Here is a 24,528-nt window from a genome sequence, read left to right on the forward strand (position 1 = left end):
TAGGACTCATCTGACTAGTTTTCATTAAGAAAAAAGTAAAATCTGGTGAAACTATTTGTGGTGTGAATTTAGCCTTAATCTATTTATGGTTTAAATTTTCGCCTAGCTCGTTAAAGTAGTGATATTTTACTTTTTAAAATTGAATGCAGGGAAAATCAGCAGTGTTCGGTAGTCGTTTTGAAGATATCAATTTCAAAGGGGATGTATTTGGCGGGGTAACCACGGCGATTATCTCTCTCCCTCTGGCGTTAGCGTTTGGTGTTGCATCCGGAGCCGGTGCTGAGGCCGGCCTTTGGGGAGCAATAATGGTCGGTTTGTTTGCCTCGTTATTTGGTGGTTCTAATACGTTAATATCAGAACCGACAGGGCCAATGACGGTAATCATGACCGCAGTATTAACCAGTATGATGGCGAAATACCCAGAAACGGGCATGGCTATGACTTTCACGGTTGTCATGATGGCTGGCGCGTTCCAAATCCTATTGGGGACGTTAAAACTGGGTAAATACGTTACCTTGATGCCTTACAGCGTTATTTCCGGGTTTATGTCTGGCATTGGTGTGATTCTTATCATTCTGCAGTTATCGCCTTTGATGGGGCATGCCGCGCCTTCAGGGGGAGTACTCGGAACGTTATCTGCTTTGCCGGAGACCATTTCTAACCTTAAGTTCAGTGAGTTGTTTTTGGGACTACTGACTTTGGGGATTCTTTTTTTCTTCCCTAAGCAATATCGTAAATACGTTCCTGCACAGCTCGTGGCATTGGTCGCGGTGACTTTATTGTCTGTGATTCTCTTTGATACAGAAGATATTCGTCGTATCGGTGAAATTCCTGCTGGGTTACCTTCTCTCGTCGCCCCTTATATTGACACAGATATGTTTGTCGAGATGGTCATTGATGCATTAGTGCTCGGCACATTAGGTTGTATTGATACTTTGTTAACGGCGGTTATCGGTGACTCATTAACTCGTAAAGAACACGACTCAGATAAAGAGCTGCGAGGTCAAGGGTTAGCTAACATGATCTCAGGCTTGTTTGGTGCGCTGCCAGGGGCGGGGGCTACCATGGGGACGGTAACGAATATCCAAGTTGGGGCTCGTTCGCCATTATCTGGTGTGATTCGTGCACTAATGTTGGCGTTGGTTGTACTGGTTGCTGGCGGGTTAACAGAGCCAATCCCGATGGCTGTGTTAGCAGGCATTGCGGTGTATGTTGGCTTTAACATCCTAGACTGGAGCTTTATTCAGAGGGCACATAAGGTAAGCTTTTCCGGAATGGCGGTGATGTATGGCGTTATGTTGCTTACAGTATTCGTTGATCTTATCGTTGCGGTGGGTTTAGGCGTCTTTATCTCGAACATTATCATCATCGAGCGTTTGAGCCGAGAGCAGGCGCGACAAGTAAAAGCGATCAGCGACGCGGATGAAGATGATGTGCCGCTGACTGACAGCGAGCGTGGTTTGTTGGATCGTGCTAATGGTAAAGTGCTGTTCTTTTATCTTTCCGGTCCGATGATCTTTAGTGTTTCTAAAGCCATTTCACGTCAGCACTCTAGTATTTCGGACTATGACGTGATGATTCTCGATCTTACGGATGTACCAATGATTGATGTGACCGTCGGTTTGGCGTTAGAGAATGCGATTAAGGATGCTCTCGATGCCAATTGTGCCGTGTATTTATTATGCCCGAATGAGCGAACACGAGAACAGCTAGAGAAATTCCATGTGATTGACCTTGTGCCTGATGAAAATATGTACCAATTCCGTTACGAAGCATTGAATGCGGCGGTGGCACATGTTGAGGCAGACCAGTATCAGCGCATAACGGCGTAATCATTCTGACAGTTAAAAACGCAACAGTGTCCTGTTGCGTTTTTTTATGCTCTATTTTGTCTTACTCAGAGATAACCTTTACGAGGTAAGGGTTATATTTCCAATATTATCGAAAGGTTTATTTGTAATCATCGTTATTCAACGATAAACTGATGGACCTCCAATACGATACCCAAGGCGATTTTGTAGTAAACCGCTGCTAAATATGAGTCGGTATTAGTAATCACAAACAAACGGCAATCAAGACCTTATGTACGCATTAGAAATTGAACAACTGCGCAAGACGTATGCAGGTGGCTTTGAGGCGTTAAAAGGTATAAGTCTCCAAGTGAAAAAGGGTGACTTCTACGCGCTTCTGGGTCCCAATGGTGCAGGAAAATCGACCACGATTGGCATCATCTCCTCCTTAGTGAATAAAACCTCCGGAACGACGAAAGTTTTCGGTTATGACATTGATACCGACCTCGAATTGGCCAAGCAGAATTTAGGCTTGGTGCCACAAGAGTTCAACTTCAACCAGTTTGAAACCGTTGAGCAAATTGTGATGCAGCAAGCTGGCTATTACGGTGTGTCTAAAGTGTTAGCCAAAGAAAGAGCAGAAAAATACCTGAAAAAATTGGATTTATGGGAAAAACGCCAAGAGCGTGCTCGTAACCTATCCGGTGGGATGAAGCGTCGTTTAATGATCGCAAGAGCTTTGATGCACGAGCCGCAATTACTCATTTTAGATGAACCAACGGCTGGAGTGGATATTGAACTACGCCGCTCAATGTGGGGGTTTCTGAAAGAGATCAACCAAGAGCAAGGAATTACGATTATTTTAACGACACACTACCTAGAAGAAGCGGAGATGCTGTGTCGAAATATCGGCATTATTAATCGTGGTGAGCTGATTGAAAATACCACCATGAAGGCGTTACTAGGTAAGCTAAGCGTCGAGACATTTATCTTGGATATTGAGTCAGAAGTCGAGGTGCCTGAGCTTGAAGGTGTTAATCGACAAAGTATTGTTGATGGCTCTTTAGAGATAGAACTAGATAAAAGCCAAGGATTGAATTCGGTATTCAGTCAGTTAACAGAGCATGGCATTAAAGTTCTCTCAATGCGTAACAAAGCCAACCGACTTGAAGAGTTGTTTGTCAGCATTGTAAGAGAGGGGAGTAATTAAATGTACGGTTTATATTGGACGGCATTTCGCAGCTTGCTGAGCAAAGAAGTCACTCGCTTTACACGTATTTGGGTGCAAACCTTAGTGCCGCCAGCCATTACGATGACGTTGTACTTCATCATTTTCGGTAATCTTATTGGCTCTCGAATTGGTGAGATGAGCGGCTTTAGTTACATGGAGTACATTGTTCCAGGTTTGATCATGATGTCGGTGATCACCAACTCATACTCGAATGTTGCGTCTTCATTCTTTAGTGCAAAGCTACAGAAGAATATTGAAGAACTGCTGGTGGCCCCGGTACCAAACTATGTGATTATTGCTGGCTACGTGATGGGCGGTGTTACTCGAGGTTTGTTGGTCGGTGCAATTGTTACTTGTGTGTCACTTTTGTTCGTTGATTTGCAAGTGGAGCACTGGGGCATTATTGTCGCGACTGTCTTCATGACGTCGGTTGTATTTGCTCTCGGTGGCTTGATCAATGCGGTTTACGCAAAAACGTTTGATGATATTTCGATCATCCCTACGTTTGTATTGACTCCTTTAACTTACTTGGGAGGAGTCTTTTATTCGATCAGTCTGCTGCCTGAATTTTGGCAAGGCGTTTCTAAGATCAACCCAATCGTCTACATGGTGAATGCGTTCCGCTACGGCTTTTTAGGTGTCTCGGATGTGGGCATTGTCACTTCATTTAGTGTACTTGCAGTGTTTGTTGTTGCACTGTATGCCATTGCGCATTATCTAGTAACCAAAGGGATTGGGCTAAGAAGCTAAGCCATTCTCATAAAGCAAAGAGCGGCGATTCACGCTGCTCTTTCGCGTGCATAACAATACATACCCATACAATTTTTCGGTTTTTATCATGGTAGGTTTCAATCATTTGTAATAAATGAGTGATCCTATGAATATTGTCCCGCCGCCGCCTTTCTCCTATCAGTTACTTAAGCCCAAATATTGGTCTGTATGGCTGGCATTTGGATCTTTAGCGATTCTTGTTAATGTACTGCCATACGTAGTATTGCGAATCTTAGGTAGAATCATCGGCTGTATTGCGATGCATGTAATGAAGCGCCGACACAAGATCGCTCTGCGTAATCTCCAGCTGTGTTTCCCTGATTTTACGGATTGGCAATGTAAGGACGTAGTACGAAAAAACTTTCAATATACTGGAATGGCGATCATCGAAACCGGTATCGCTTGGTTTTGGCCAGATTGGCGGATACGTCGGATAACCTCTATTGTTGGAAAAGATCGTTTACTCGCTGAGGAAAAGAATGGACGTGGTGTGTTGGTGGTGTGCAGTCACCATTTAAACTTGGAGATAACCGCTCGTATTTTTAGCCAGTTTGCCCAAGGTTATGGCGTTTATCGCCCAAATTCGAATCCTGCTTATGAGTTTATTCAACATCGAGGTCGAACTCGTTTTGGACATCAAATGATTGATCGAAAAGACGTGAAATCAATGCTCAAAGTTCTGAAGAATGGTCATCGACTTTGGTATTTACCCGACCATGATTATGGCGTTAGCCATTCTGTTTTTGCGCCGTTTTTTGCTGTTGAACAAGCGGCGAGTACCGTCGGGTCTAGTGTTCTCATTGATGCAACAAAGTGCGCGGTTATATCTGGCGTTACAGTGAGTAAAAATCACCATTACACGCTGTACATTGGAAAAGACATTAGCGAGCGTTTCGAGAGACGTAATGCGGTTAAAGCGGCAAGCATCTTGAACCAAGAGCTTGAGAAAATGATAAAACGTGATATTCCAGCGTGGATGTGGCTGCACAAGCGGTTTAAAACTCGCCCTGAAGGGTTAGATTGCGTCTATACGTAGAGTATAAAAAAGGTCGACTAAGAGTCGACCTTTTTACTTTTATGACTCAGAGCTTACTCTGCGCTCTCTGAGTTTGTATTGTTAGATTCAGCTTCTTCCTTCGCTTCGACAACCATATCTACCGTTTGGTTATCGATAAGACGAGCTTTGCCTAGGAACGCAGACATCAGAATGACAGCTTGTGTCGTTTCTGGTGTGATCACTTGTAATGTACGAGCATCACGAATGAAGATCTCATCAGGGTGCAGACCTGCAGCTCGAAGTTGGTCGCTTGCATCTTCGATGATCGATGCGTAGTCATCGCGGCCACCGCGAATGGCACTGCTGATCCAACGCATTGTACGAGCAAGTACAGGTGCACGTTGACGCTCGTCCAGCGTAAGCAAGCCATTGCGTGAACTCATTGCTAAACCGTCCATTTCACGTACGGTTGGTACACCGATGATTTCAATGTCCATTGCTAGGTCATCAACCATCTTGCGGATAACAGCAAGTTGTTGGAAGTCCTTCTCGCCGAAGCACGCGACATCCGGTTGTACGATGTTAAACAGCTTATTCACAATCGTCGTCACGCCACGGAAATGACCTGGTCGAGACGCGCCTTCGAGAATTGTTGATAGGCCAGGGACATCGACGAAGGTTTGCTTATCCAGACCTTCAGGGTAGATAACTTCTGGTGTTGGCGTAAATACCACATCGACCCCTTCAGAGGTTAACTTGCTTAAGTCTTCCTCTAGCGTGCGTGGGTAATTATTTAAATCGTCTGCACGATCAAACTGCATCGGATTAACAAAGATGCTTACGACAACGATATCAGCGTATTCGCGTGCTTTACGCACTAAAGTTAAGTGGCCTTCGTGAAGGTTGCCCATGGTAGGGACAAACGCCACTTTACGACCTTCACGTTTAAAGGTTTTAAGGTGTTCACGAACTGCTGAGATTTCCGCAAAAGTTTGCATGCATTTATCCTCTAGGCAATGGTATGAGCGTCGTCTGGGAATACACCGTTGGCTACATCTTCAATGTATTTAGTAACGGCTTTGCGCATATCACCTGTTTCAGCAAGAAAGTTTTTGGAGAATTTCGGCATGTAGTTGGCAGAAATACCAAACATATCATGCATTACGAGAATTTGACCATCTGTTACGTTACCTGCACCAATACCGATAACAGGAACGTCAAGCACTTGCGTAATACGTTCAGCAAGCTCAGCTGGTACGCATTCTAGTAAGACGATTTGAGCGCCTGCTTCTTGCAGCGCTAATGCGTCTTTTACCATGCGGTCTGCTTTTTCTTGATCGCGACCTTGGATTTTGTAACCACCAAAAATATTAACAGCTTGAGGAGTTAAACCAAGATGAGCACAAACTGGAACTGATCGTTCAGTGAGCATTTTCACCGTGTCGACAAGCCAGTCACCACCTTCAATTTTTACCATATTGGCACCAGCACGCATCAGTTTAGCCGCATTTTCGCAAGCTTGCTCTGGGGTGGTGTAGCTCATGAATGGCATGTCTGCCATCAACAAACAATTTGGGCTACCAGCGCGTACGCAACGAGTATGGTAAGCGATATCATCGACCGTTACTGGCAGAGTATCGTTGTGACCTTGCAAAACCATACCTAGAGAATCACCAACAAGAAGTACTGGCATTTCTTGGCTTTCAAACAGTTGGGCAAAGCTCGCATCATAAGCGGTTGAAGTAGCAAATTTACGACCTTCTTGCTTCCACTTGATTAGGTCGTTGATGGTCATTTTTTTCATGGTTTTATCCTTACTAGGAGTTGGCTATGACTGCCAGATACTGAGGCCGTTTCTATCTACTTGTTCCAGTAGTTCAGAGACCTCGGTCCCATCAGGGAGTTGTAAACTTGGTGCAATTTCCGCAAGAGGGTAGAGTACGAATTCACGCTCTTTCATTCCATAATGAGGAACGATCAGCCTCTCGGAATTAATCACCTCATTGCCATAAAGCACAATGTCGAGGTCCAAGGTTCTTGGTCCCCAGCGTTCGTCTTTACGGACACGCCCTTGTTCTTGCTCTATAGCTTGTGTGCAATTGAGCAATTCAATAGGCGTCAAACTGGTGTTAATAGACACAACCGCATTGATGTAATCCGGTTGGTTTTGTGGCCCCATTGGCGTGCTGCTGTATAGCGAAGAAGCTTGAACAAACTCTGATTTAGGCAGCGTTTTTAATGCTTCAATCGCTTGCTTCGCTTGGCTGACAGGATCAGCCAAGTTACTGCCTACCGCAATGTACGCTGTAATCATGATTTGGGCTTACTCTTTTTCTTGCGATAAGTTTTACGGCGGCGCTGGCCTGTTTTCGGTGATTGACCGTCTAAGTCGGCAGCCATTGCTTGACGCATTTCTCGGCCTGCATTTTGAAAAGTTTCCCACCACTTGGCAAGCTTCTGAGTGTCACCACCTTCAATTTCACCGCGCATTTCAAGAAAATCAAAGCCAGCTCTAAATTTATTGAGCTCCATAAGACGGAATGCACGTTTACCGTTACGTCGTGGAAGACGAAGCTGTAACTGCCAAATCTCGCGAATGGTTGCGGTGTGGCGTCTTGGAATGGCAATTGTGCGAACTTGCTCGTCAAGAATGATGTTGCTCGCTTCCATAATGGCGTCGTAATGGCCTAAGTTGCGCTCTTCCATCAGTTCATCGGCTTTCGCACACAGTGGGTACCACAGCATTGCAGCAAACATAAATGCTGGATTGATGCGTTTCCCATCTTCGATGCGCATGTCGGTAGAATCTAGGACAAGATCCAACATCTGCTCAGTGTGAGAGGAGTAATCTTCTGTAAAGTGCGCTGCAATCGTCGGGAATAGTTGCTGGAATAGGTTGTACTCACGCAGTAGGTGGTAGGTTTCTAAGCCATGACCGGATTGCAATAATTTGAGTGACTCTTCAAAAAGACGCGCTGACGGAATGTCACCGAGCAACGGTGCCATGTGTTCGATTGGCGCTGCGGTGTCTTCTTCAATATCAAAGTCTAGTTTTACCGCGAAACGAACCGCACGCAGCATGCGTACAGGGTCTTCACGGTAGCGTGTTTCTGGATCACCAATAAGTCGAATTAGGCGATCTTCTAAATCTTCAATACCACGTGCGTAGTCGTGAATCGAGTAATCTGCGATGTTGTAGTACATCGAGTTAATCGTGAAATCACGGCGCTCAGCATCTTCATCGATGGTGCCGTAGACGTTGTCACGCAGCAGCATACCCTCTTTTGATTGCTGAGAAATGCTCTTATTCTTTTGCTCTTGGTGGTGACCACGGAATGTCGCAACCTCAATGATGTCTCGGCCAAACATAATATGAGCCAAGCGGAAGCGGCGACCAATCAAACGGCAGTTACGAAATAGCTGTTTGATCTGTTCCGGCGTTGCGTTGGTCGCAATGTCAAAATCTTTTGGTTTTTGTCCAAGCAGTAAGTCTCGAACCCCGCCACCCACAAGAAAAGCATCGAAACCAGCACCATTTAGGCGGTACAGTACCTTCAGCGCATTATCACTGATCTGCTTACGCGAAATGTTGTGCTCTTCACGAGTTATTACATTGAGAGCGAGCTCTGGAATTGTGGCAGGTTCGCTTGGTGTATAGTCGTTTGTATTCATGTGCATCTGGCAATAACTGGGTTTAATCCAATCTTGCTTTGGTTAGTTTTATACGCCTCTAGGGCCTAATTTGCGGCTAATGATAGCCTACACAATGCCATTTGAGAATCACGGTGTGATCTCGATCTCTGCTGGAAGCTGTTCCAACCGCCAGTTTTCGCAGCCCCAACGAAGAATATCTTCTATGTTGGCCGCCCTTACGGTTTCAGGTATCTCGAAACCTAAAAATGTCATGGCGCGCAATAGAGTAGGTTTTGGTGTATCTATATCAATAGCCGTCGCGTGATTTTGTTTCGACAATTTATTGCCGTTGTTGTCCATCGCCAATGGTAAATGCAAGTAGCTAACTTCAGGCTGACCAAGTATTTGGTACAGGCTAATTTGACGCCCTGTCGGCTCGATTAAGTCTGCACCTCGCACGACTTCTGTGACGCCTTGGTCGATGTCGTCCAATACTACCGCAAGATTATAAGCAAATAATCCATCTCGACGTTTAATAATGAAATCTTCATTAACGAGTTGCTCTGGAATCGTAATGGTTCCCTGCTTTTGGTCGAGGAAATGAGCGACAGGCTTGGTCATTTTTAGGCGAATCGCGCCGTCTTTCAAGTTTTTATCGCGGCAAGTGCCAGGATAAAAACCGCCATGCTCTTTAATTTGCTTACGAGTACATTGGCAATAATAGGCTTCTCCATTTTCGAGCCATTTGTTTATTTGAGCTTGGTAAAGGTCGTGACGTTCGCTCTGGTATACCACTTCTCCATCCCAATGCAGCTGATAGGCCTTGAGTGCCTCTAGGATAAGTTGCGCTGCACCTGGCATTTCTCTTGGTGGGTCTAAGTCCTCAATACGTACTAACCAAGCTCCGTTTTGTGCTTTCGCTTGAAAATAACTGCCAAGAGCGGCAATCAGTGAACCAAAATGCAGTGGACCAGAAGGAGATGGGGCGAATCGACCTACATAGCGTGTCATGCGTGTATCTCGAATTTAGTAAACAAATAGGGTGCGAAGATAGCCAAAACAAAAAGGGAGCCTGAGCTCCCTTCAACAATCATAATGCTGGGTGATTAACCTTGCATTTGCTTCTCTTTGATTTCTGCAAGTGTTTTACAGTCAATACAAAGGTCAGCGGTTGGACGTGCTTCAAGACGGCGAACGCCAATCTCTACGCCACAAGACTCACAGAAGCCAAAATCGTCTTCTTTGATTTTATCCAAAGTCTTTTCAATCTTCTTGATCAAACGGCGTTCGCGGTCACGGTTACGCAGTTCTAGGCTGAACTCTTCCTCTTGAGAGGCGCGGTCAACTGGATCTGGGAAGTTTGCTGCTTCGTCCTGCATGTGGTGAACAGTACGATCCACTTCAGCTCTTAGCTGGTCGCGCCAAGCTGTTAAGATTTTCGTAAAGTGTTCAACCTGCTCTGGTGACATGTACTCTTCACCAGGTTTTTCCTGATATGGCTCCACGCCGGCAATGGCTAGGATGCCTATCGTTTTCTTCTTTGATTCTGGCATACAGCATCTCCTACTTACACCTAGTCAACTGCTACGCAGTCAATTTAAGGCGGGTATCTATAGCAAAAAGAGGCGGTGCAAGCAAATACTGAATCGCAAAGTTATCGTCAATGTGAAGACGACATCATTTTTTCTCTTAATTGATAAAATCAATAGCGGAAATCAGCTTCATTCCAGTATCGCTCAGTTCAGCTTTGTAGCAGAGAACTTCCACTCCAGCGTCTTGTGCTTGTTTGAGTAATAGTGAATATTTCGCGTCTATATGGTGCGCCGCGGATACTTTTTCAATACCTGAATGTAAAACAGTGAATAAAAGTATGGCTCTACTTCCATTTTGTGCCATTTCTGTGAGCTCTCTCAGGTGTTTTTGTCCCCGAGTCGTGACCGCATCTGGGAAGTATCCTTGTCCAGTAGAGTCGGTCTCATCAAGAAGAGTGACGCTTTTCACTTCTATATAGCACTTTGGCTTGTCGTCTGCGCTGAGCAAGATATCAATTCGGCTATTTTCATTACCGTATTTCACCTCAGTTTGAAGTGTGTCATAACCACAAAGCTCTGAAATGACATTATTTTCAATAGCCTCTACGGCTAATTGATTGGCACGCGCGGTGTTGATACAAATACGGTGGCCTTTTTCGGTCTCACTCAACTCCCAACTATTGGGGTATTTTCGTTTCGGGTTGTCGGAAGTAGAAAACCAAACTTTGTTTCCGGGTGTTGCACAACCCGTCATTGCACCTGTATTTGCGCAGTGGATTGTACGGATTTCACCAGTATCGAGCTCGATATCGGCAAGAAAGCGTTTATAGCGTTTGAGTAGAGTGGCGGACTCTAAAGCGGGTGTGAAATGCATTTGCTTATTTAGACAAAAAATTTTTTATGTACAATGTTGCCACCATTACACCATAAGGTATTTTCTTTGTCACAATTGCCGATTGAAGCCGTGATGCCTGAGTTGCTGACGGCGGTCAAAAATCAACATCAAGTGATCTTAAAAGCGGCGCCTGGTGCCGGTAAGTCGACTTACTTCCCTTTGCAGTTACTCTTAAATCATTCGGTTGCTGGAAAAATCATCATGCTTGAGCCAAGACGACTCGCGGCGCGTAACATTGCCCGTTATCTTGCTGAGCAATTGGGAGAACAAGTTGGTCAACGCGTGGGTTATCGAGTTCGTGGCGAGGCAAAGGTAAGTTCTGCAACGCAGCTGGAGATCGTGACCGAAGGGATCATGACCAGGATGATCCAAACTGACCCTGAACTGGATGGGGTTGATCTACTGATCTTTGATGAGTTTCATGAACGCAGCATTCATGCCGATACCGCTTTGGCATTCAGTTTAGAAGTTCAAGAGGCATTGCGAGACGATCTCAAGCTGGTGGTAATGTCGGCAACGCTTGACCAACAAGCATTACAATCGTTGTTGCCAGAAGCCAGTTACATTGAATCTGAAGGGCGCAGCTTTGATGTGGCAATGCGCTACCAGCCGTTAGGTGTGAACGAGCATTTACCTACGAGTATGGCAAAAACAATAGAAAGTCTTATGAACAAAGAGTCTGGATCTTTGTTGGCTTTCCTGCCGGGTGTTGGTGCCATAAAACAAGTTGAAGAGCGGTTGTCTCATTTAGCGGATGATATCGACGTATGCCCACTTTATGGTCAACTGAGCTTTGCAGATCAACAAAAAGCGATTACGCCAGCAGAACAAGGTAAGCGTAAAGTCGTTCTAGCGACCAACATTGCAGAAACTTCACTAACGATTGAAGGCATTCGCCTCGTGGTTGATTCTGGGTTAGAGCGTATTGCCCGCTTTGATTTGAAAAACGGTTTAACACGCTTAGAGCAAACACGCATTGCACAGTCTTCAGCGATTCAGCGTGCAGGACGAGCGGGACGAATAGAAGAGGGCATTTGTGTTCGTCTTTATTCTGAAAGCCAGTTCAAGCAGCAACCGCTGGTTCCCCTACCCGAAATTTTGCATTCCGATTTGGCTAGTTTAGTTATGGAGCTTGCCTTTTGGGGAACGGGTGATATCCACGATCTAAAGTGGCTTGATGTTCCCGCTAATGCGTCATTGGAACAAGCGAAGCAGCTATTGGTGTCATTGGGACTACTGACGGAAAAAGGGCAATTAACGTCCGAAGGAAAACAGGCGCATGAACTAGGCGTTGAGCCTCGTGCGGCTGCGATGCTAATTAAAGCGCTATCTTACAGTGATAAGATGTTAAATGCTGCTTTGGCGGCGGTCGCACTGATTGAAGAGCCAGAGAGAAATGTTACCAATATCGCTCATAGCTTGCATCGTTGGCTTGTTGGTACTCATCCAAAAAAGTCGATGTTGTTCAAGCGTGCTCAATCTCTGGCGTACAAATTGGATACGGTATTTGACCTGAAAGGCGTGGATGAAGATGCATTACCGCTGGTGTTAAGTCTGGCATTTCCAGATCGCATTGCGCAGCAGCGCACAAATCAATTTGGGCGATTTACTTTGGCTAATGGTCATGGTGCAGAATGTCATCAGGAAGACATGCTAGGTGGCTGTGAGTATTTGGTTGCCGTTGACTTAATGCGTTCTCATTCTAATTCAAGTCAAATTCATTCGGCATGTGAATTGGATGTCAATATATTGCGAACGACCTTTGATACGCTATTTTCGTCTGAAGAAGTAGTGGACTGGGATGAAAAAAGAGGCCGTCTAATAGCTGAGCGACAAACAAAACTCGGTCTGCTGGTCGTTGAACGCGAGCCGTTGCCAAGCCCGGGCAAAGAAAAAATGACACAAGCTTTACTCACGTATGTCCGCCGCCAGGGCTTACAGAGTCTAAACTGGACACCGGCAGCGGAGAGCTTGTTGGCTCGGATTCGTTGTGCGGTGGAATGGTTACCTGAGCAGTCATGGCCAGTGTTTGATGAAGCCAGTTTGCTGGATTCATTAGAGGAGTGGTTAGAACCATACATGACGTCTGTCAGCTCGGTTAAAGACCTGAGCAAGATAAACTTGGTCGAAGCGCTTAATGCTCTATTAGGTTGGCCACTCAATCAACAACTGGATGAATGGTTACCTGAGCATTACCAACTACCCACAGGTTCAAAGAAGCGTATCCGTTACCAATATGGCCACGAGCCGATATTATCGGTGCGTATGCAAGAAGTATTTGGGGAGAGTGGTTCCCCAACGGTAGCTCTTGGCCGCAAGCGTTTGGTGCTTGAACTGCTTTCACCGGCACAACGTCCATTGCAAGTAACGTCGGACTTGGCGGCTTTCTGGAACGGAAGCTACAAAGACGTTCAAAAAGAGATGAAAGGGCGCTACCCAAAACACGTTTGGCCAGATGATCCTGCCAATCATGTAGCAACAACGAAAACAAAAAGACAATTGAATAATGACTGACAGCAAGAAGCCTAGCGCGAAAAAAGCGCCAGCGAAGAAAAGTACAACCAATAAAGGAACCGCAAAACAGACTCGACGTACGCCGAGTAAAAAGCCGACTAACGAGAAACGTTCGTGGTTGAAAGTTCTGTGGTCGTTTAGCTGGAAAGCTGGCGTTGCACTTGCCGCTGTTTTGCTGTTTGTTGGGATTTACTTAGATAGTGTGGTGAAAGAACGCTTTGAAGGTCAGCTGTTTGAGCTGCCAACGGTGGTTTATGCCCGTATCTTGAATCTAAGCCCTGGTGAGAATATCACCATCCAAGAACTGCGCAACGAGCTAGATGTGTTGAATTACCGTAAAGTGAGTCAACCTCGTTACCCAGGCGAATATTCCTCTTCTTCCACTCGGATTGAATTGATTCGTCGTCCATTCGAGTTTGCCGATGGTCCCGAGCCGGATCGTCACATTATGCTGCATTTCTCTGATTCCGGCTTGCAACGTATTCAGTCTTTAGAATCTCGAGGAGACCTTGGTTACTTGCGCCTAGAACCGAAGATGTTGGGCATGCTGGAGAAAGACCGTGATGAACAGCGCCTTTTCTTACGTCGTGATCAGTTCCCTGAAATTTTGGTGGATGCACTGCTTGCGACCGAAGACCGGGATTTTTATCAACATGACGGGGTGTCACCGCTCGCGATTGCACGTGCATTGGTTGCGAACATTAAGGCGGGTCGTACTGTTCAAGGTGGTAGTACGCTGACTCAGCAATTGGCAAAAAACCTGTTTTTGACTCGTGATAAAACACTGTGGCGTAAAGTTCGAGAAGCGTATATCGCGCTAATTTTGGATTACCGTTACAGCAAAGATCGTATCTTAGAAGCCTACCTAAACGAAGTGTACCTAGGTCAAAGTGGAGGTGAAGCGATCCACGGGTTTGGCTTGGCGTCGCGTTACTATTTTGGGCAGCCAATTCAGGAGTTGCGAATCGATCAGCTGGCGATGTTAGTTGGGATGGTAAAAGGACCGTCTTACTACAACCCAATTCGTTACCCTGAGAGAACGAAAGAGCGTCGTGATCTCGTTCTGCGCCTGTTAATGCAGCAAAACATGTTGACTTCAGAGCAGTATGAACAAGCTGTAAGTCGTCCACTCGATACGCAAAGCAAGCCACGTATTGCGAGCCGTCAGCCAGCTTATTTCCAACAATTGAGTATTGAATTAAAAGAAAAAGTTGGGGAGCGATTTAAGGCAGAGACCGGACTGCGCGTATTTACGTCTCTGGACCCAGTATCGCAAAGCAAAATGGAACAAGCTATCGCGAAAAAGATCCCAGAACTAGCTAAACGGGGTGGTAAAGAGTTAGAAGCCGCTGCTGTGGCCGTTGATCGCCATAGTGGTGAAATCCGTGCGATGGTTGGTGGTAAACGTGTCGGTTATGAAGGCTTTAACCGAGCGCTCAATGCCAGTCGTCCAATTGGTTCTTTAGTGAAACCAGCGATTTACTTAACGGCTCTAGAACAACCGGATAAATACAACCTAGGCACGACGCTACACGACACGCCGTTAAGTCTGAAGAGCAGTAAAGGTAACGTGTGGACGCCGCGCAACTACGATAGAAAATATCGTGGTGATGTGCCACTTTACATTGCTTTAGCGAAATCACTTAACGTACCAACCGTGCGCTTAGGTATGGCACTTGGCATTCCTGAAGTGTCCAATACTTTAGAGCGTTTGGGCGTGAACAAAGACGAAATTCGCCCAGTGCCTTCGATGTTTTTGGGTTCGTTTTCTTTGACGCCATTCGAAGTCGCACAGATGTATCAGACTCTGACGAATTCAGGTAAGCGTGCAAAACTGACCGCTCTGCGCTCAGTCATGGATATGGAAGGTAATGTGCTGTATCAATCCTTGCCTCGTTCATCAAGAGCCGTGGATGAACAAGCTGCATGGCTAACGACCTACGCGATGAAACAAGGGGTTGCTCAAGGCACTGGCCGCTTCTTACAAAGCCAGTTTGGTTGGGCTGCATTGGCAGGAAAAACGGGTACCAGTAATGACAACCGCGATAGTTGGTTTGTCGGTGTTGATGGTCGTGAGGTGACGACAATTTGGCTAGGCCGCGACGATAATAAACCCGTGAATCTAACGGGGTCGAGTGGTGCATTACGAGTGTACGCAGAGTACTTGAAGCAGCGTATTCCTGAGCGCTTAGAGCTCCCATGGCCAAGAGAAATTACCACATTAGGGTTCAAGCCTACATCTGATGGAGGTTTAGAAATGAACTGCCGTAGTGATTACAAACTGCCGGTTTGGGATAAAACCGGTCAGATAAAGCAACAGTGTGAGAAGAAATCAAACTGGTTAAATAGCATATTTGATTGGTAGCATCGCCAAATCAACAACATTAGCTTGTTTATCTGATTAATTCTTAGTACATATTAGGGCGTGTTAGTACAGTACTGCTAGCACGCCCTACTTGATCAGATATTCAATAAAGGAAGAAGTGAATGTTCAAAAAGCTGTTATCAAGCCCATCGGTTCGCAACTTTGCGCTTTGGGTTAGTACCTTTTTGATGATCACTCCTTCTGTTTCCCTCGCAAACTCTCTAACAAAAACGGATGACTTGGAACCTCGACCAAAGGTGGCGGTTGTGCTCGCTGGTGGAGGAGCGAAAGGGGCGGCACACATTGGGGTTTTAAAAGCATTGGAAGAAATGCAGATCCCTGTCGATATTGTGACCGGTACCAGTATGGGCGCCTATGTGGGTGGGCTTTATGCCACGGGTATGAGTGCTGATGAAATCGAGAGTTTTATCTACACCGTCGATTGGGGCAGCGGTTATCGAGATCGTGTTGACCGTAGCCAACGTCGAGTTCGTGACAAAGAGTATGAAGACCGCTATCAAATTAATACCGATCTCGGCTTAAGGTTCGGTGAGGTACGAGCACCAACGGGTGTGGTGCAAGGCCAGAACATGTTGCGAGTATTGCGTGAGACTACAGGGAACTTAGGGCGATTCGATTCTTTTGATGATCTTGCCATTCCTTATCGTTCTGTTGCGACTGATATTCTTGCCCTAGAAGAAGTCGTACTGGGCAATGGTTACCTTGTGGACGCCATGATGGCTAGCATGTCTGTACCAGGAGCGCTTCCTCCCTATAAGCTCAATGGCCATATGCTTGTTGATGGCGGCGTCGTCAATAACATGCCTGTCGATGTGGCTCGCGCCATGGGGGCTGATGTCGTTATTGCCGTCGATATTAGCACCGACTACAAAACCGAAGATGAATTTACGGGGCTGTTTACTGTCGCGGACCAACTCTCTAACTATCTCGTTCGTCGTAGTACACAACAGCAAGTGGACGAGCTTGAACCTCAAGATATCTATATTCGTCCCAATGTGGGCACCATGGAAACCGTCGAGTTCGACAAAATGCCTTGGGCTTTTCAAGCTGGGTACGATATTACCAAGCAATTAAAAGACAAGCTGAAAGAGTTACGCTTGTCCAACGCGGACTATCAAAAATACATCGACCGCAAACAAGAAGTTCGTAAAACTTTGATTTATGGCGATCAGCGTGTGGTTGATGACATTGTGATTGTAAATAACACGCACTACAGCGATGTGTTGTTGACGAATCGTATTGAATTAGAAACCGGACGTCGTATTTCAACGGCCGAAATTGAGAAAGCCGTTGAAAACCTCTACGCGTTAGATCGGTTCGAGCTCATCACTTATCACTTTGAAGAGGTTGATGGTGAGACATTGTTGGTTTTTGATGTTAACGAGAAGTCGTGGGGGCCTAATTATCTCAACTTCCGATTTTTTCTTGAAGATGACTTCGATACAGATAGCCAGTACGGCATAGGGATATCAACCAACTTTACCAACTTGAACTCTCATGGCGCGGAGTTGGCGTTCAACGTAGAAATGGGCACGGATAAGCTGATTGAAGCTGAGTTGTATTCCCCTGTTTTATCTAGCCAAGAACTTTTTGTATCGGGGCGTATTTCCTATGGCAGTGAGAGCCGAAACTTACCTTTAACAGAGCCTCAAGCACCAGATTTAGAGTCAGTAAATGACTTTTTTCCGGTCACTTACGATGATTTTACAACAGAGTTAGCGATAGGTATCCAACCCACATTGTGGCAAGAACTTCGATTTGGCGCTCGCTACTCAACCGGAGATATTGAGCTTTCTACTTTGGCTTCTGCTGGTAAATTGGATTTTGAACGTCGTGGCCTGTTTGCCAATTATCGCCTAGATACACTTGATGATTTCGCATTTCCGACTCGTGGGCTTTTAGTCGATCTCGAATATTTAGTGTCTCATGATCAAAGTCCTCAAGGCGTTAGCCTTTTAGAAACTGACAAAATTATTGAAGATACCGTTTATGAAATCTCTGCACGATTTAAAGGTGCAGTGAGTCATCAGCGTCATACTTTAGTCGGACATGCTGAATATAGTTTTGTAGAGAGTAAAAACTCATCTTTACCGCTTGATCCCAGAGAGTTGGGCGGCTTCTTAAGCCTATCGGGAATCCCAAGAAATAGCCTGATCGGACAGAACTTATTTTTCAGCAGTTTGGTGTACCGATATAAGTGGTTTGATAATGATTTCGGATTGTTTGAAGCTCCAGTCTACCTGGGCGCATCGGTCGAATATGGCGGTGTTTGGTCTGATAATGATCTGAAACTAAACGAAGCGCCGCTTTACAATGCTGGCTCCATCTTCTTTGGTGTTGACTCACCAATAGGACCAATAATGTTGGCATACGGTCGTACCGAGCAAGATTTGGATGCTGTGTATTTGATCGTAGGAACATCGTTTAATTAATCGGGTATGAGAAAGCAAAAACTTGGCATATTTGGTCAAAATTAGCAGAACTTTAGTCGTAAGTTGCTATGTTGGTCAAAATGATAAGATTTTAATTTAAGGTTAAATTTGCTATTATTTTGCCCACAGTTTGGCCTCTACGGCGCTGTTTCTCAATCATAATTGAATGAAAACAAGGGCAATGGAGAGCCAAGTTTCCAAGGATGTTCACTCCTTTACTTTAACAATAGTAATAATAGAGGAGGAACCGCAATGAGAGGAAAAAGTCGTGCTTGAAGCCTACCGTAAACACGTCGAAGAGCGTGCTGCTGAAGGAGTTGTTCCTAAACCGCTAGACGCAGAACAAGTTGCTGGACTTGTAGAACTTCTGAAAAATCCCCCGCAAGGTGAAGAAAAAGTCATTCTTGACCTACTTGAAAACCGTATCCCTCCAGGTGTTGATGAAGCTGCTTATGTAAAAGCGGGTTTCCTAACAGCAGTAGCAAAAGGTGAAGTTAAATCACCATTAGTGAGTCGTGAAAAAGCGGCTGAACTGCTAGGCACTATGCAAGGTGGTTACAACATCGAACCGCTAGTTGAGCTATTGGATGATGAAGCACTGGCAGAGATCGCAGTAAAAGCGCTGTCTCATACGCTGCTGATGTTTGATGCTTTCTATGACGTAGAAGAGAAAGCGAAAGCAGGCAATGCGCATGCACAGAAAGTACTTCAATCATGGGCTGATGCTGAGTGGTTCCTTTCTAAGCCTAAGCTTGAAGAAAAAGTCACTCTAACCGTATTTAAAGTAACAGGTGAAACGAACACGGATGACCTTTCACCTGCACCTGACGCTTGGTCTCGCCCTGATATCCCAGTACACGCACTGGCGATGCTTAAAAACGAGCGTGAAGGAATAAACCCTGATCAACCGGGTACTATTGGCCCGATCAAGCAAATTGAAGAGTTAAAAGACAAAGGCCATCAATTGGTTTACGTTGGTGATGTTGTTGGTACTGGCTCTTCACGTAAATCTGCAACCAACTCAGTGCTTTGGTTTATGGGTGATGATATCCCTTACGTTCCAAACAAACGAGCTGGTGGGTATGTGCTTGGTGGCAAAATTGCCCCTATCTTCTTTAACACAATGGAAGATGCTGGCGCACTACCAATCGAAGTTGACGTAACTAAGCTCAACATGGGCGATGTTATCGATGTTTACCCATATGAAGGTAAAGTTTGCAACCACGAAACTGGTGAGGTTCTAGCTGAGTTCTCGCTAAAAACAGAAGTACTGATTGATGAAGTTCGTGCTGGTGGTCGTATCCCATTGATCATCGGTCGTGGTTTGACAGACAAAGCGCGTCAATCGCTAGGTCTTGAGCCTTCGGACGTATTCCGCAAACCAGGTGAAATCGCAGATTCTGGCAAGGGTTACACGCTTGCACAGAAAATGGTTGGTAAAGCATGTGGCGTAGAAGGCATCCGTCCTGGAACCTACTGTGAGCCGAAAATGACGACAGTAGGCTCGCAAGATACTACTGGCCCTATGACTCGTGATGAACTTAAAGACTTGGCGTGTCTCGGCTTCTCTGCTGATCTTGTCATGCAGTCTTTCTGTCACACATCGGCTTATCCAAAACCAGTAGACGTTAACACTCACCATACACTTCCGGACTTTATTATGAACCGCGGTGGTGTATCTCTTCGTCCTGGTGACGGTATTATCCACTCATGGCTAAACCGTATGCTACTACCGGATACTGTCGGTACGGGTGGTGACTCACATACTCGTTTCCCTCTGGGTATTTCATTCCCAGCAGGCTCGGGCTTGGTTGCCTTTGCAGCTGCGACAGGCGTTATGCCGCTAGACATGCCAGAGTCAATCTTGGTTCGTTTTAAAGGTGAAATGCAACCGGGTATTACACTGCGTGATCTTGTTCATGCCATCCCTTACTACGCGATTCAGCAAGGTCTACTAACGGTAGAGAAAGCGGGCAAGATCAACGAATTTTCTGGCCGTATCCTTGAGATTGAAGGCTTAGAAACGCTAACGGTTGAGCAAGCATTTGAGCTTTCTGATGCATCTGCAGAGCGTTCGGCGGCAGGTTGTACTGTGAAATTGTCTCAAGAGTCGATCGAAGAGTACTTAAACTCTAACATCGTGATGCTGAAGTGGATGATCTCTGAAGGCTACGGTGATCGCCGTACTATCGAGCGCCGCATTACAGCAATGCAAGAGTGGCTAGCAAACCCTGAGCTGATGCAAGCAGATAAAGACGCTGAATACGCACATGTGATTGAAATCGATATGGCTGAAATCAATGAGCCAGTACTATGTGCACCGAATGACCCAGATGACGCTCGTTTGTTGTCTGAAGTACAAGGCACAGCGATTGATGAAGTGTTCATCGGTTCTTGTATGACGAACATCGGTCACTTCCGCGCAGCAGGTAAATTGCTTGATAAGTTCAATGGCCAGTTAGCAACGCGCCTTTGGGTAGCGCCACCAACAAAGATGGATAAAGACCAACTGATTGAAGAAGGCTACTACGGTATCTTCGGACGTGCAGGGGTTCGTATTGAAACGCCGGGGTGTTCACTTTGTATGGGTAACCAAGCGCGTGTTGCAGATAAATCAACAGTAATGTCGACTTCAACGCGTAACTTCCCGAACCGTCTGGGTACTGGTGCGAATGTTTACCTGTCGTCAGCTGAGCTAGCTGCAGTAGGTGCAATTCTAGGTAAGATTCCAACCAAAGAAGAATACCTAGAATACGCGAAGCAAATCGACGCTACGGCAACGGATACGTACCGCTACTTGAACTTCCATAAAATGGATCAATACACCAAGAAAGCGGACGAAGTGATCTTCCAAGAGCCGGCATAATCAGAAATGCACAATTCAAAAGCACCTCACATGAGGTGCTTTTTTTATGGGAGCAATTCGCTATACTCGCACCAAATTGATACGAAATAGGCAATCTCGGTGGAATTTGAATTCATTCGTAACACGTTGATGGGCGAGTACTACGTAAAATGTAGCATGGGACATGAGATTGTAGGGCGCTGGTTGCAAGAAGAAATTGGCAAAGATCCGATGAAGATTGCACAGGTTGAAAAGCTAATTGAGCGGTCATTTTCAGCGCCTTCTCAGGAGCATAACCTAACAGGCACGGAAATTAGCTTGATGATTCAGGGCGACGAAGTTCTTGTACAAGAAAACGCATTAGCCCATGAATATGATGTCGAGATGGAAAGTGAGTTCGACTTCTACAATGCAGAAAGTACAGCAAGTTGTGGGATAGAGGATTTCATGGCACTTATCGAACAGTGGAAAGACTTTTTGAACATTTAATGCACAGTTTTGGGTAACTTCTCTGCCGTTGCTTTAAATTTGTGAAAAGGGCGCACCGATATGGTGCGCTCTTTTTGTTTATAGATATGTAAATTGAGGTTAGTTTTTATTATTCAATAACTTAAAAACTTGGCACGTAGATTGGATTATAAGAAGTGTTTCAGGATGAAAGCTTCGGAGATAACTCAATGAAAATAATCAATGCCATTATTAAGCCGTTTAAATTAGACGATGTACGAGAAGCATTGGCTGATGTCGGTATCGAAGGGATGACAGTATCAGAAGTTAAAGGGTTCGGTCGTCAAAAAGGTCACACGGAATTGTATCGCGGTGCAGAGTATCAAGTCGATTTTCTACCAAAGGTGAAAATTGAAATCGCGACTCACGCAGACAATGTAGATCGCGTTGTTGAAGCAATTACAAAAGCTGCGCAAACCGGAAAAATCGGCGACGGTAAAATTTTTGTTTACGATCTGAACCAAGCGGTGCGTATCCGAACTGGCGAAATGGACGCAGAAGCACTTTAAGAATTCAAAGGATTGGAGATACTTATTATGGAATTAGCAACAACAGTAACCGAGTTACGTTACGCACTTGACACCTTTTTCTTCCTCATTTCCGGTGCGTTGGTAATGTGGATGGCAGCAGGCTTTGCGATGCTAGAGGCTGGCCTTGTGCGCTCTAAAAACACAACAGAAATTCTTACGAAGAACATCTGTTTGTACGCCATCGCATGTACGATGTTTCTGATTGTCGGTTATAACATCATGTATGTCGATAATGGAGAAGGAGGCTGGTTACCTTCATTTGGTACGTTAATTGGTACTCAAGGTGAAGGGGCCGACCACTCTTTAGAGTCTGACTTCTTCTTCCAAGTTGTCTTCGTTGCAACTGCCATGTCCGTCGTTTCTGGTGCGGTAGCTGAGCGCATGAAGCTTTGGTCTTTCTTGATTTTCTCTGCGATTTTAACTGCGTTTATCTATCCAATGGAAGGTTACTGGACATGGGGTGGAGGCTTCCTAGCAGAAGCTGGATTTAGTGACTTTGCGGGTTCTGGTATCGTACATATGGCAGGTGCTTCTGCTGCTCTAGCTGGTGTGTTACTGCTTGGCGCGCGTAAGGGTAAGTACGGTAAAAATGGTGAAATTTATCCGATTCCAGGTTCTAACATGCCTTTGGCAACGTTGGGTACTTTTATCCTTTGGTTTGGCTGGTTTGGATTTAACGGTGGCTCTCAGTTGATGGTTTCAGATTTTGAGAATGCTACAGCGGTTGGTCAGATCTTTCTAAACACTAACGCAGCAGCGGCTGCCGGTGCAATTGCGGCGCTATTCGTTTGTAAAACTACTTGGGGTAAAGCCGATTTAACGATGATTCTCAATGGCGCGCTAGCTGGCTTGGTTGCCATCACTGCAGACCCTCTATCGCCATCACCACTGTACGCGGTTGCGATTGGTGCAGTGTCGGGTGCACTAGTTGTATTCAGTATCATTGCTCTAGATAAACTTAAAATTGACGATCCAGTAGGTGCTATCTCAGTTCACGGTGTGTGTGGTTTCTTCGGCCTAATGGTAGTGCCACTGAGCAACGGTGATGCAACGTTTGGTGCACAGCTTTTAGGTGCCGTAGTTATCTTTGCTTGGGTATTTGGTGCCAGCCTAGTTGTGTGGGCAATCTTGAAAGCAACCGTTGGGATTCGCGTTACAGAAGATGAAGAAATGGAAGGTATGGACATGCATGATTGTGGTGTTGGTGCTTACCCAGAGTTTGTTACGGTGAAATAATCATTAGCTTGTAATAAATGGTTACACACTTAACACAATAAAACCTGCTCCGATGAGCAGGTTTTTTAATATTCGTCATTGTCTTCTTATTGAACATACATATAATAACGCAACTGATAAACGTTATCATTAGCATGGTAAAGGATTAAACAATGAAAAAACTGCTAACTCTTTCAGCACTAACTTGCGCTACTCTAGCTCCAACAGCAATGGCTGCTGAAGAAGTGAACGTCTACTCTTACCGTCAACCTTTCCTAGTTGAACCTATGTTCAATGAGTTCACTAAAGAAACTGGCATCAAAGTAAACGTAAAATTTGCTAAAAAAGGCTTAGCAGAAAAGCTAGCTCAAGAAGGTGAGTACAGCCCTGCTGACGTTATTCTTACGACAGACATCAGCCGTCTAGCTGAACTGACAAACAAAGGTTTAGTTCAGAAAGTCGATAGCAAAATCATTGAAGAAAACGTACCTGCTCAATACCAAGATAAAGAGAATGAGTGGTTTGCTCTAACTCTACGTTCTCGTAGCGTTTATTCATCACGTGATCGCGTAGGTAAACTAGGCGCAGATTTCAACTACGCAGACTTAGCTAAGCCAGAGTTCAAAGGTAAAATTTGTACTCGTAGCGGTAAGCACCCGTACAACGTTTCTCTAGTTTCAGCAATGATTGCTCACAATGGCGAAGCAGAAACCAAAGAGTGGTTGGAAGGTGTGAAAGCAAACCTTGCTCGCAAACCACAAGGCAACGATCGTGCACAAGTTAAAGCGATCAAAGAAGGCCTATGTGATGTTTCTCTGGGTAACAGCTACTACCTAGGTAAAATGGTTAACGACAAAGAGCAAAAAGCTTGGGCTGATGCAGTTTACATCAACTTCCCTAATCAAGAGACTACAGGCACTCACGTGAATATCTCTGGTATGGCGATGGCGAAGTACTCTCCAAACAAAGACAATGCTGTGAAGCTAATGGAATTCCTAACGGGTGACAAAGCGCAGCAAATGTACGCAGAAGTTAACTATGAGTACCCAGTTAAAGAAGGCGTGAAGCGTTCTGAGCTTGTGGAATCTTGGGGTGACTTTAAAGCAGACAAGCTTTCTCTAGACGATATTGCAGCCAACCACGAAGCGGCAATTAAGCTATTAGACGAAGTGAAATTTGACCTTTAATTCCTTGTGGGGGTATAACAGTACCCCCATTTGATTAAAGGATATGAGATGTATTTGCAACAG

Annotated in this window: 19 protein-coding genes; 12 read left to right on the forward strand and 7 right to left on the reverse strand. The window is 45.3% G+C overall.

Annotated elements, in window-relative coordinates; genetic code table 11:
• The first annotated feature begins 161 nt into the window (after nucleotides 1-161).
• The 4 genes from R7093_RS09880 (at nucleotide 162) to R7093_RS09895 (ending at nucleotide 4,828) form a co-directional block, all read left to right on the forward strand.
• Nucleotides 162-1,832 (forward strand): SulP family inorganic anion transporter, encoded by a 1,671-nt coding sequence (locus R7093_RS09880; protein WP_005379997.1) that lies wholly within the window; start codon nucleotides 162-164, stop codon nucleotides 1,830-1,832.
• A gap of 250 nt (nucleotides 1,833-2,082) precedes the next feature.
• On the forward strand, nucleotides 2,083-3,000 hold the full coding sequence (locus R7093_RS09885; protein WP_005380000.1) for an ABC transporter ATP-binding protein: 918 nt from the start codon (nucleotides 2,083-2,085) through the stop codon (nucleotides 2,998-3,000).
• Nucleotides 3,001-3,771 (forward strand): ABC transporter permease, encoded by a 771-nt coding sequence (locus tag R7093_RS09890; protein WP_005386598.1) that lies wholly within the window; start codon nucleotides 3,001-3,003, stop codon nucleotides 3,769-3,771. It begins immediately after the preceding gene.
• Nucleotides 3,772-3,898: 127 nt separating this feature from the next.
• Nucleotides 3,899-4,828 carry a Kdo(2)-lipid IV(A) acyltransferase gene (locus R7093_RS09895; protein ID WP_047102654.1) on the forward strand — a complete coding sequence of 310 codons (930 nt, stop codon included), beginning with the start codon at nucleotides 3,899-3,901 and terminating at the stop codon, nucleotides 4,826-4,828.
• Nucleotides 4,829-4,881: 53 nt separating this feature from the next.
• Here the strand turns inward: R7093_RS09895 and panC are convergent, their stop codons facing one another.
• The 7 genes from panC to sfsA form a co-directional block, all read right to left on the reverse strand.
• Complete coding sequence (gene panC, locus R7093_RS09900) at nucleotides 4,882-5,787, reverse strand: pantoate--beta-alanine ligase (protein WP_005380005.1); 906 nt, start codon at nucleotides 5,785-5,787, stop codon at nucleotides 4,882-4,884.
• An 11-nt stretch (nucleotides 5,788-5,798) separates the two neighbouring features.
• Nucleotides 5,799-6,593 (reverse strand): 3-methyl-2-oxobutanoate hydroxymethyltransferase, encoded by a 795-nt coding sequence (gene panB, locus R7093_RS09905; protein ID WP_005386592.1) that lies wholly within the window; start codon nucleotides 6,591-6,593, stop codon nucleotides 5,799-5,801.
• A 24-nt stretch (nucleotides 6,594-6,617) separates the two neighbouring features.
• On the reverse strand, nucleotides 6,618-7,103 hold the full coding sequence (folK, locus tag R7093_RS09910) for a 2-amino-4-hydroxy-6-hydroxymethyldihydropteridine diphosphokinase (protein ID WP_017635910.1): 486 nt from the start codon (nucleotides 7,101-7,103) through the stop codon (nucleotides 6,618-6,620).
• Nucleotides 7,100-8,467 carry a polynucleotide adenylyltransferase PcnB gene (gene pcnB / locus R7093_RS09915; protein WP_005386589.1) on the reverse strand — a complete coding sequence of 456 codons (1,368 nt, stop codon included), beginning with the start codon at nucleotides 8,465-8,467 and terminating at the stop codon, nucleotides 7,100-7,102. The genes folK and pcnB overlap by 4 nt, the downstream gene beginning before the upstream one ends.
• Before the next feature lie 102 nt (nucleotides 8,468-8,569).
• Nucleotides 8,570-9,433 (reverse strand): tRNA glutamyl-Q(34) synthetase GluQRS, encoded by an 864-nt coding sequence (gene gluQRS / locus R7093_RS09920; RefSeq protein ID WP_047102653.1) that lies wholly within the window; start codon nucleotides 9,431-9,433, stop codon nucleotides 8,570-8,572.
• Between the two features lie 95 nt (nucleotides 9,434-9,528).
• Complete coding sequence (gene dksA / locus R7093_RS09925) at nucleotides 9,529-9,975, reverse strand: RNA polymerase-binding protein DksA (protein WP_005386584.1); 447 nt, start codon at nucleotides 9,973-9,975, stop codon at nucleotides 9,529-9,531.
• Between the two features lie 136 nt (nucleotides 9,976-10,111).
• A complete protein-coding gene (gene sfsA / locus R7093_RS09930; RefSeq protein WP_047102652.1) occupies nucleotides 10,112-10,828 on the reverse strand; it encodes a DNA/RNA nuclease SfsA in 717 nt (238 codons plus the stop codon).
• Between the two features lie 66 nt (nucleotides 10,829-10,894).
• Here sfsA and hrpB point away from each other — a divergent pair, with 66 nt between their 5' ends.
• The 8 genes from hrpB to R7093_RS09970 all read left to right on the forward strand — a co-directional run bounded on the left by hrpB (nucleotide 10,895) and on the right by R7093_RS09970 (nucleotide 24,465).
• Nucleotides 10,895-13,363 carry an ATP-dependent helicase HrpB gene (gene hrpB, locus R7093_RS09935; protein ID WP_258473815.1) on the forward strand — a complete coding sequence of 823 codons (2,469 nt, stop codon included), beginning with the start codon at nucleotides 10,895-10,897 and terminating at the stop codon, nucleotides 13,361-13,363.
• On the forward strand, nucleotides 13,356-15,728 hold the full coding sequence (mrcB, locus tag R7093_RS09940; RefSeq protein ID WP_005380020.1) for a penicillin-binding protein 1B: 2,373 nt from the start codon (nucleotides 13,356-13,358) through the stop codon (nucleotides 15,726-15,728). Before hrpB ends, mrcB begins: the two co-directional genes overlap by 8 nt.
• A 122-nt stretch (nucleotides 15,729-15,850) precedes the next feature.
• Nucleotides 15,851-18,181, forward strand: coding sequence for a patatin-like phospholipase family protein (locus tag R7093_RS09945; protein ID WP_047102650.1), 2,331 nt, complete (start codon nucleotides 15,851-15,853; stop codon nucleotides 18,179-18,181).
• A 268-nt stretch (nucleotides 18,182-18,449) separates the two neighbouring features.
• A complete protein-coding gene (gene acnB / locus R7093_RS09950) occupies nucleotides 18,450-21,047 on the forward strand; it encodes a bifunctional aconitate hydratase 2/2-methylisocitrate dehydratase (protein ID WP_047102649.1) in 2,598 nt (865 codons plus the stop codon).
• Nucleotides 21,048-21,146: 99 nt separating this feature from the next.
• Nucleotides 21,147-21,515, forward strand: a complete 369-nt coding sequence (locus R7093_RS09955) for a YacL family protein (protein WP_017635908.1) — start codon at nucleotides 21,147-21,149, stop codon at nucleotides 21,513-21,515.
• 188 nt (nucleotides 21,516-21,703) lie between these two features.
• On the forward strand, nucleotides 21,704-22,042 hold the full coding sequence (locus R7093_RS09960; RefSeq protein WP_005386570.1) for a P-II family nitrogen regulator: 339 nt from the start codon (nucleotides 21,704-21,706) through the stop codon (nucleotides 22,040-22,042).
• A gap of 27 nt (nucleotides 22,043-22,069) precedes the next feature.
• Nucleotides 22,070-23,299 carry an ammonium transporter gene (locus R7093_RS09965; RefSeq protein WP_047102648.1) on the forward strand — a complete coding sequence of 410 codons (1,230 nt, stop codon included), beginning with the start codon at nucleotides 22,070-22,072 and terminating at the stop codon, nucleotides 23,297-23,299.
• 152 nt (nucleotides 23,300-23,451) lie between these two features.
• Entirely contained in the window at nucleotides 23,452-24,465 is a 1,014-nt protein-coding gene (locus R7093_RS09970; protein ID WP_005386566.1) for a Fe(3+) ABC transporter substrate-binding protein, read from the forward strand.
• Nucleotides 24,466-24,528: the final 63 nt, after the last annotated feature.

Source organism: Vibrio sp. 1580, assembly GCF_033340055.1.

Bases quoted from the DNA above. Each gene is read 5' to 3' on its own strand.
- R7093_RS09885 (WP_005380000.1), top strand. From the start codon at position 2,083: ATGTACGCATTAGAAATTGAACAACTGCGCAAGACGTATGCAGGTGGC.
- R7093_RS09890 (WP_005386598.1), top strand. From the start codon at position 3,001: ATGTACGGTTTATATTGGACGGCATTTCGCAGCTTGCTGAGCAAAGAA.
- R7093_RS09895 (WP_047102654.1), top strand. From the start codon at position 3,899: ATGAATATTGTCCCGCCGCCGCCTTTCTCCTATCAGTTACTTAAGCCC.
- panC (WP_005380005.1), bottom strand. From the start codon at position 5,787: ATGCAAACTTTTGCGGAAATCTCAGCAGTTCGTGAACACCTTAAAACC.
- panB (WP_005386592.1), bottom strand. From the start codon at position 6,593: ATGAAAAAAATGACCATCAACGACCTAATCAAGTGGAAGCAAGAAGGT.
- folK (WP_017635910.1), bottom strand. From the start codon at position 7,103: ATGATTACAGCGTACATTGCGGTAGGCAGTAACTTGGCTGATCCTGTC.
- pcnB (WP_005386589.1), bottom strand. From the start codon at position 8,467: ATGCACATGAATACAAACGACTATACACCAAGCGAACCTGCCACAATT.
- gluQRS (WP_047102653.1), bottom strand. From the start codon at position 9,433: ATGACACGCTATGTAGGTCGATTCGCCCCATCTCCTTCTGGTCCACTG.
- dksA (WP_005386584.1), bottom strand. From the start codon at position 9,975: ATGCCAGAATCAAAGAAGAAAACGATAGGCATCCTAGCCATTGCCGGC.
- sfsA (WP_047102652.1), bottom strand. From the start codon at position 10,828: ATGCATTTCACACCCGCTTTAGAGTCCGCCACTCTACTCAAACGCTAT.
- mrcB (WP_005380020.1), top strand. From the start codon at position 13,356: ATGACTGACAGCAAGAAGCCTAGCGCGAAAAAAGCGCCAGCGAAGAAA.
- R7093_RS09945 (WP_047102650.1), top strand. From the start codon at position 15,851: ATGTTCAAAAAGCTGTTATCAAGCCCATCGGTTCGCAACTTTGCGCTT.
- R7093_RS09960 (WP_005386570.1), top strand. From the start codon at position 21,704: ATGAAAATAATCAATGCCATTATTAAGCCGTTTAAATTAGACGATGTA.
- R7093_RS09965 (WP_047102648.1), top strand. From the start codon at position 22,070: ATGGAATTAGCAACAACAGTAACCGAGTTACGTTACGCACTTGACACC.
- R7093_RS09970 (WP_005386566.1), top strand. From the start codon at position 23,452: ATGAAAAAACTGCTAACTCTTTCAGCACTAACTTGCGCTACTCTAGCT.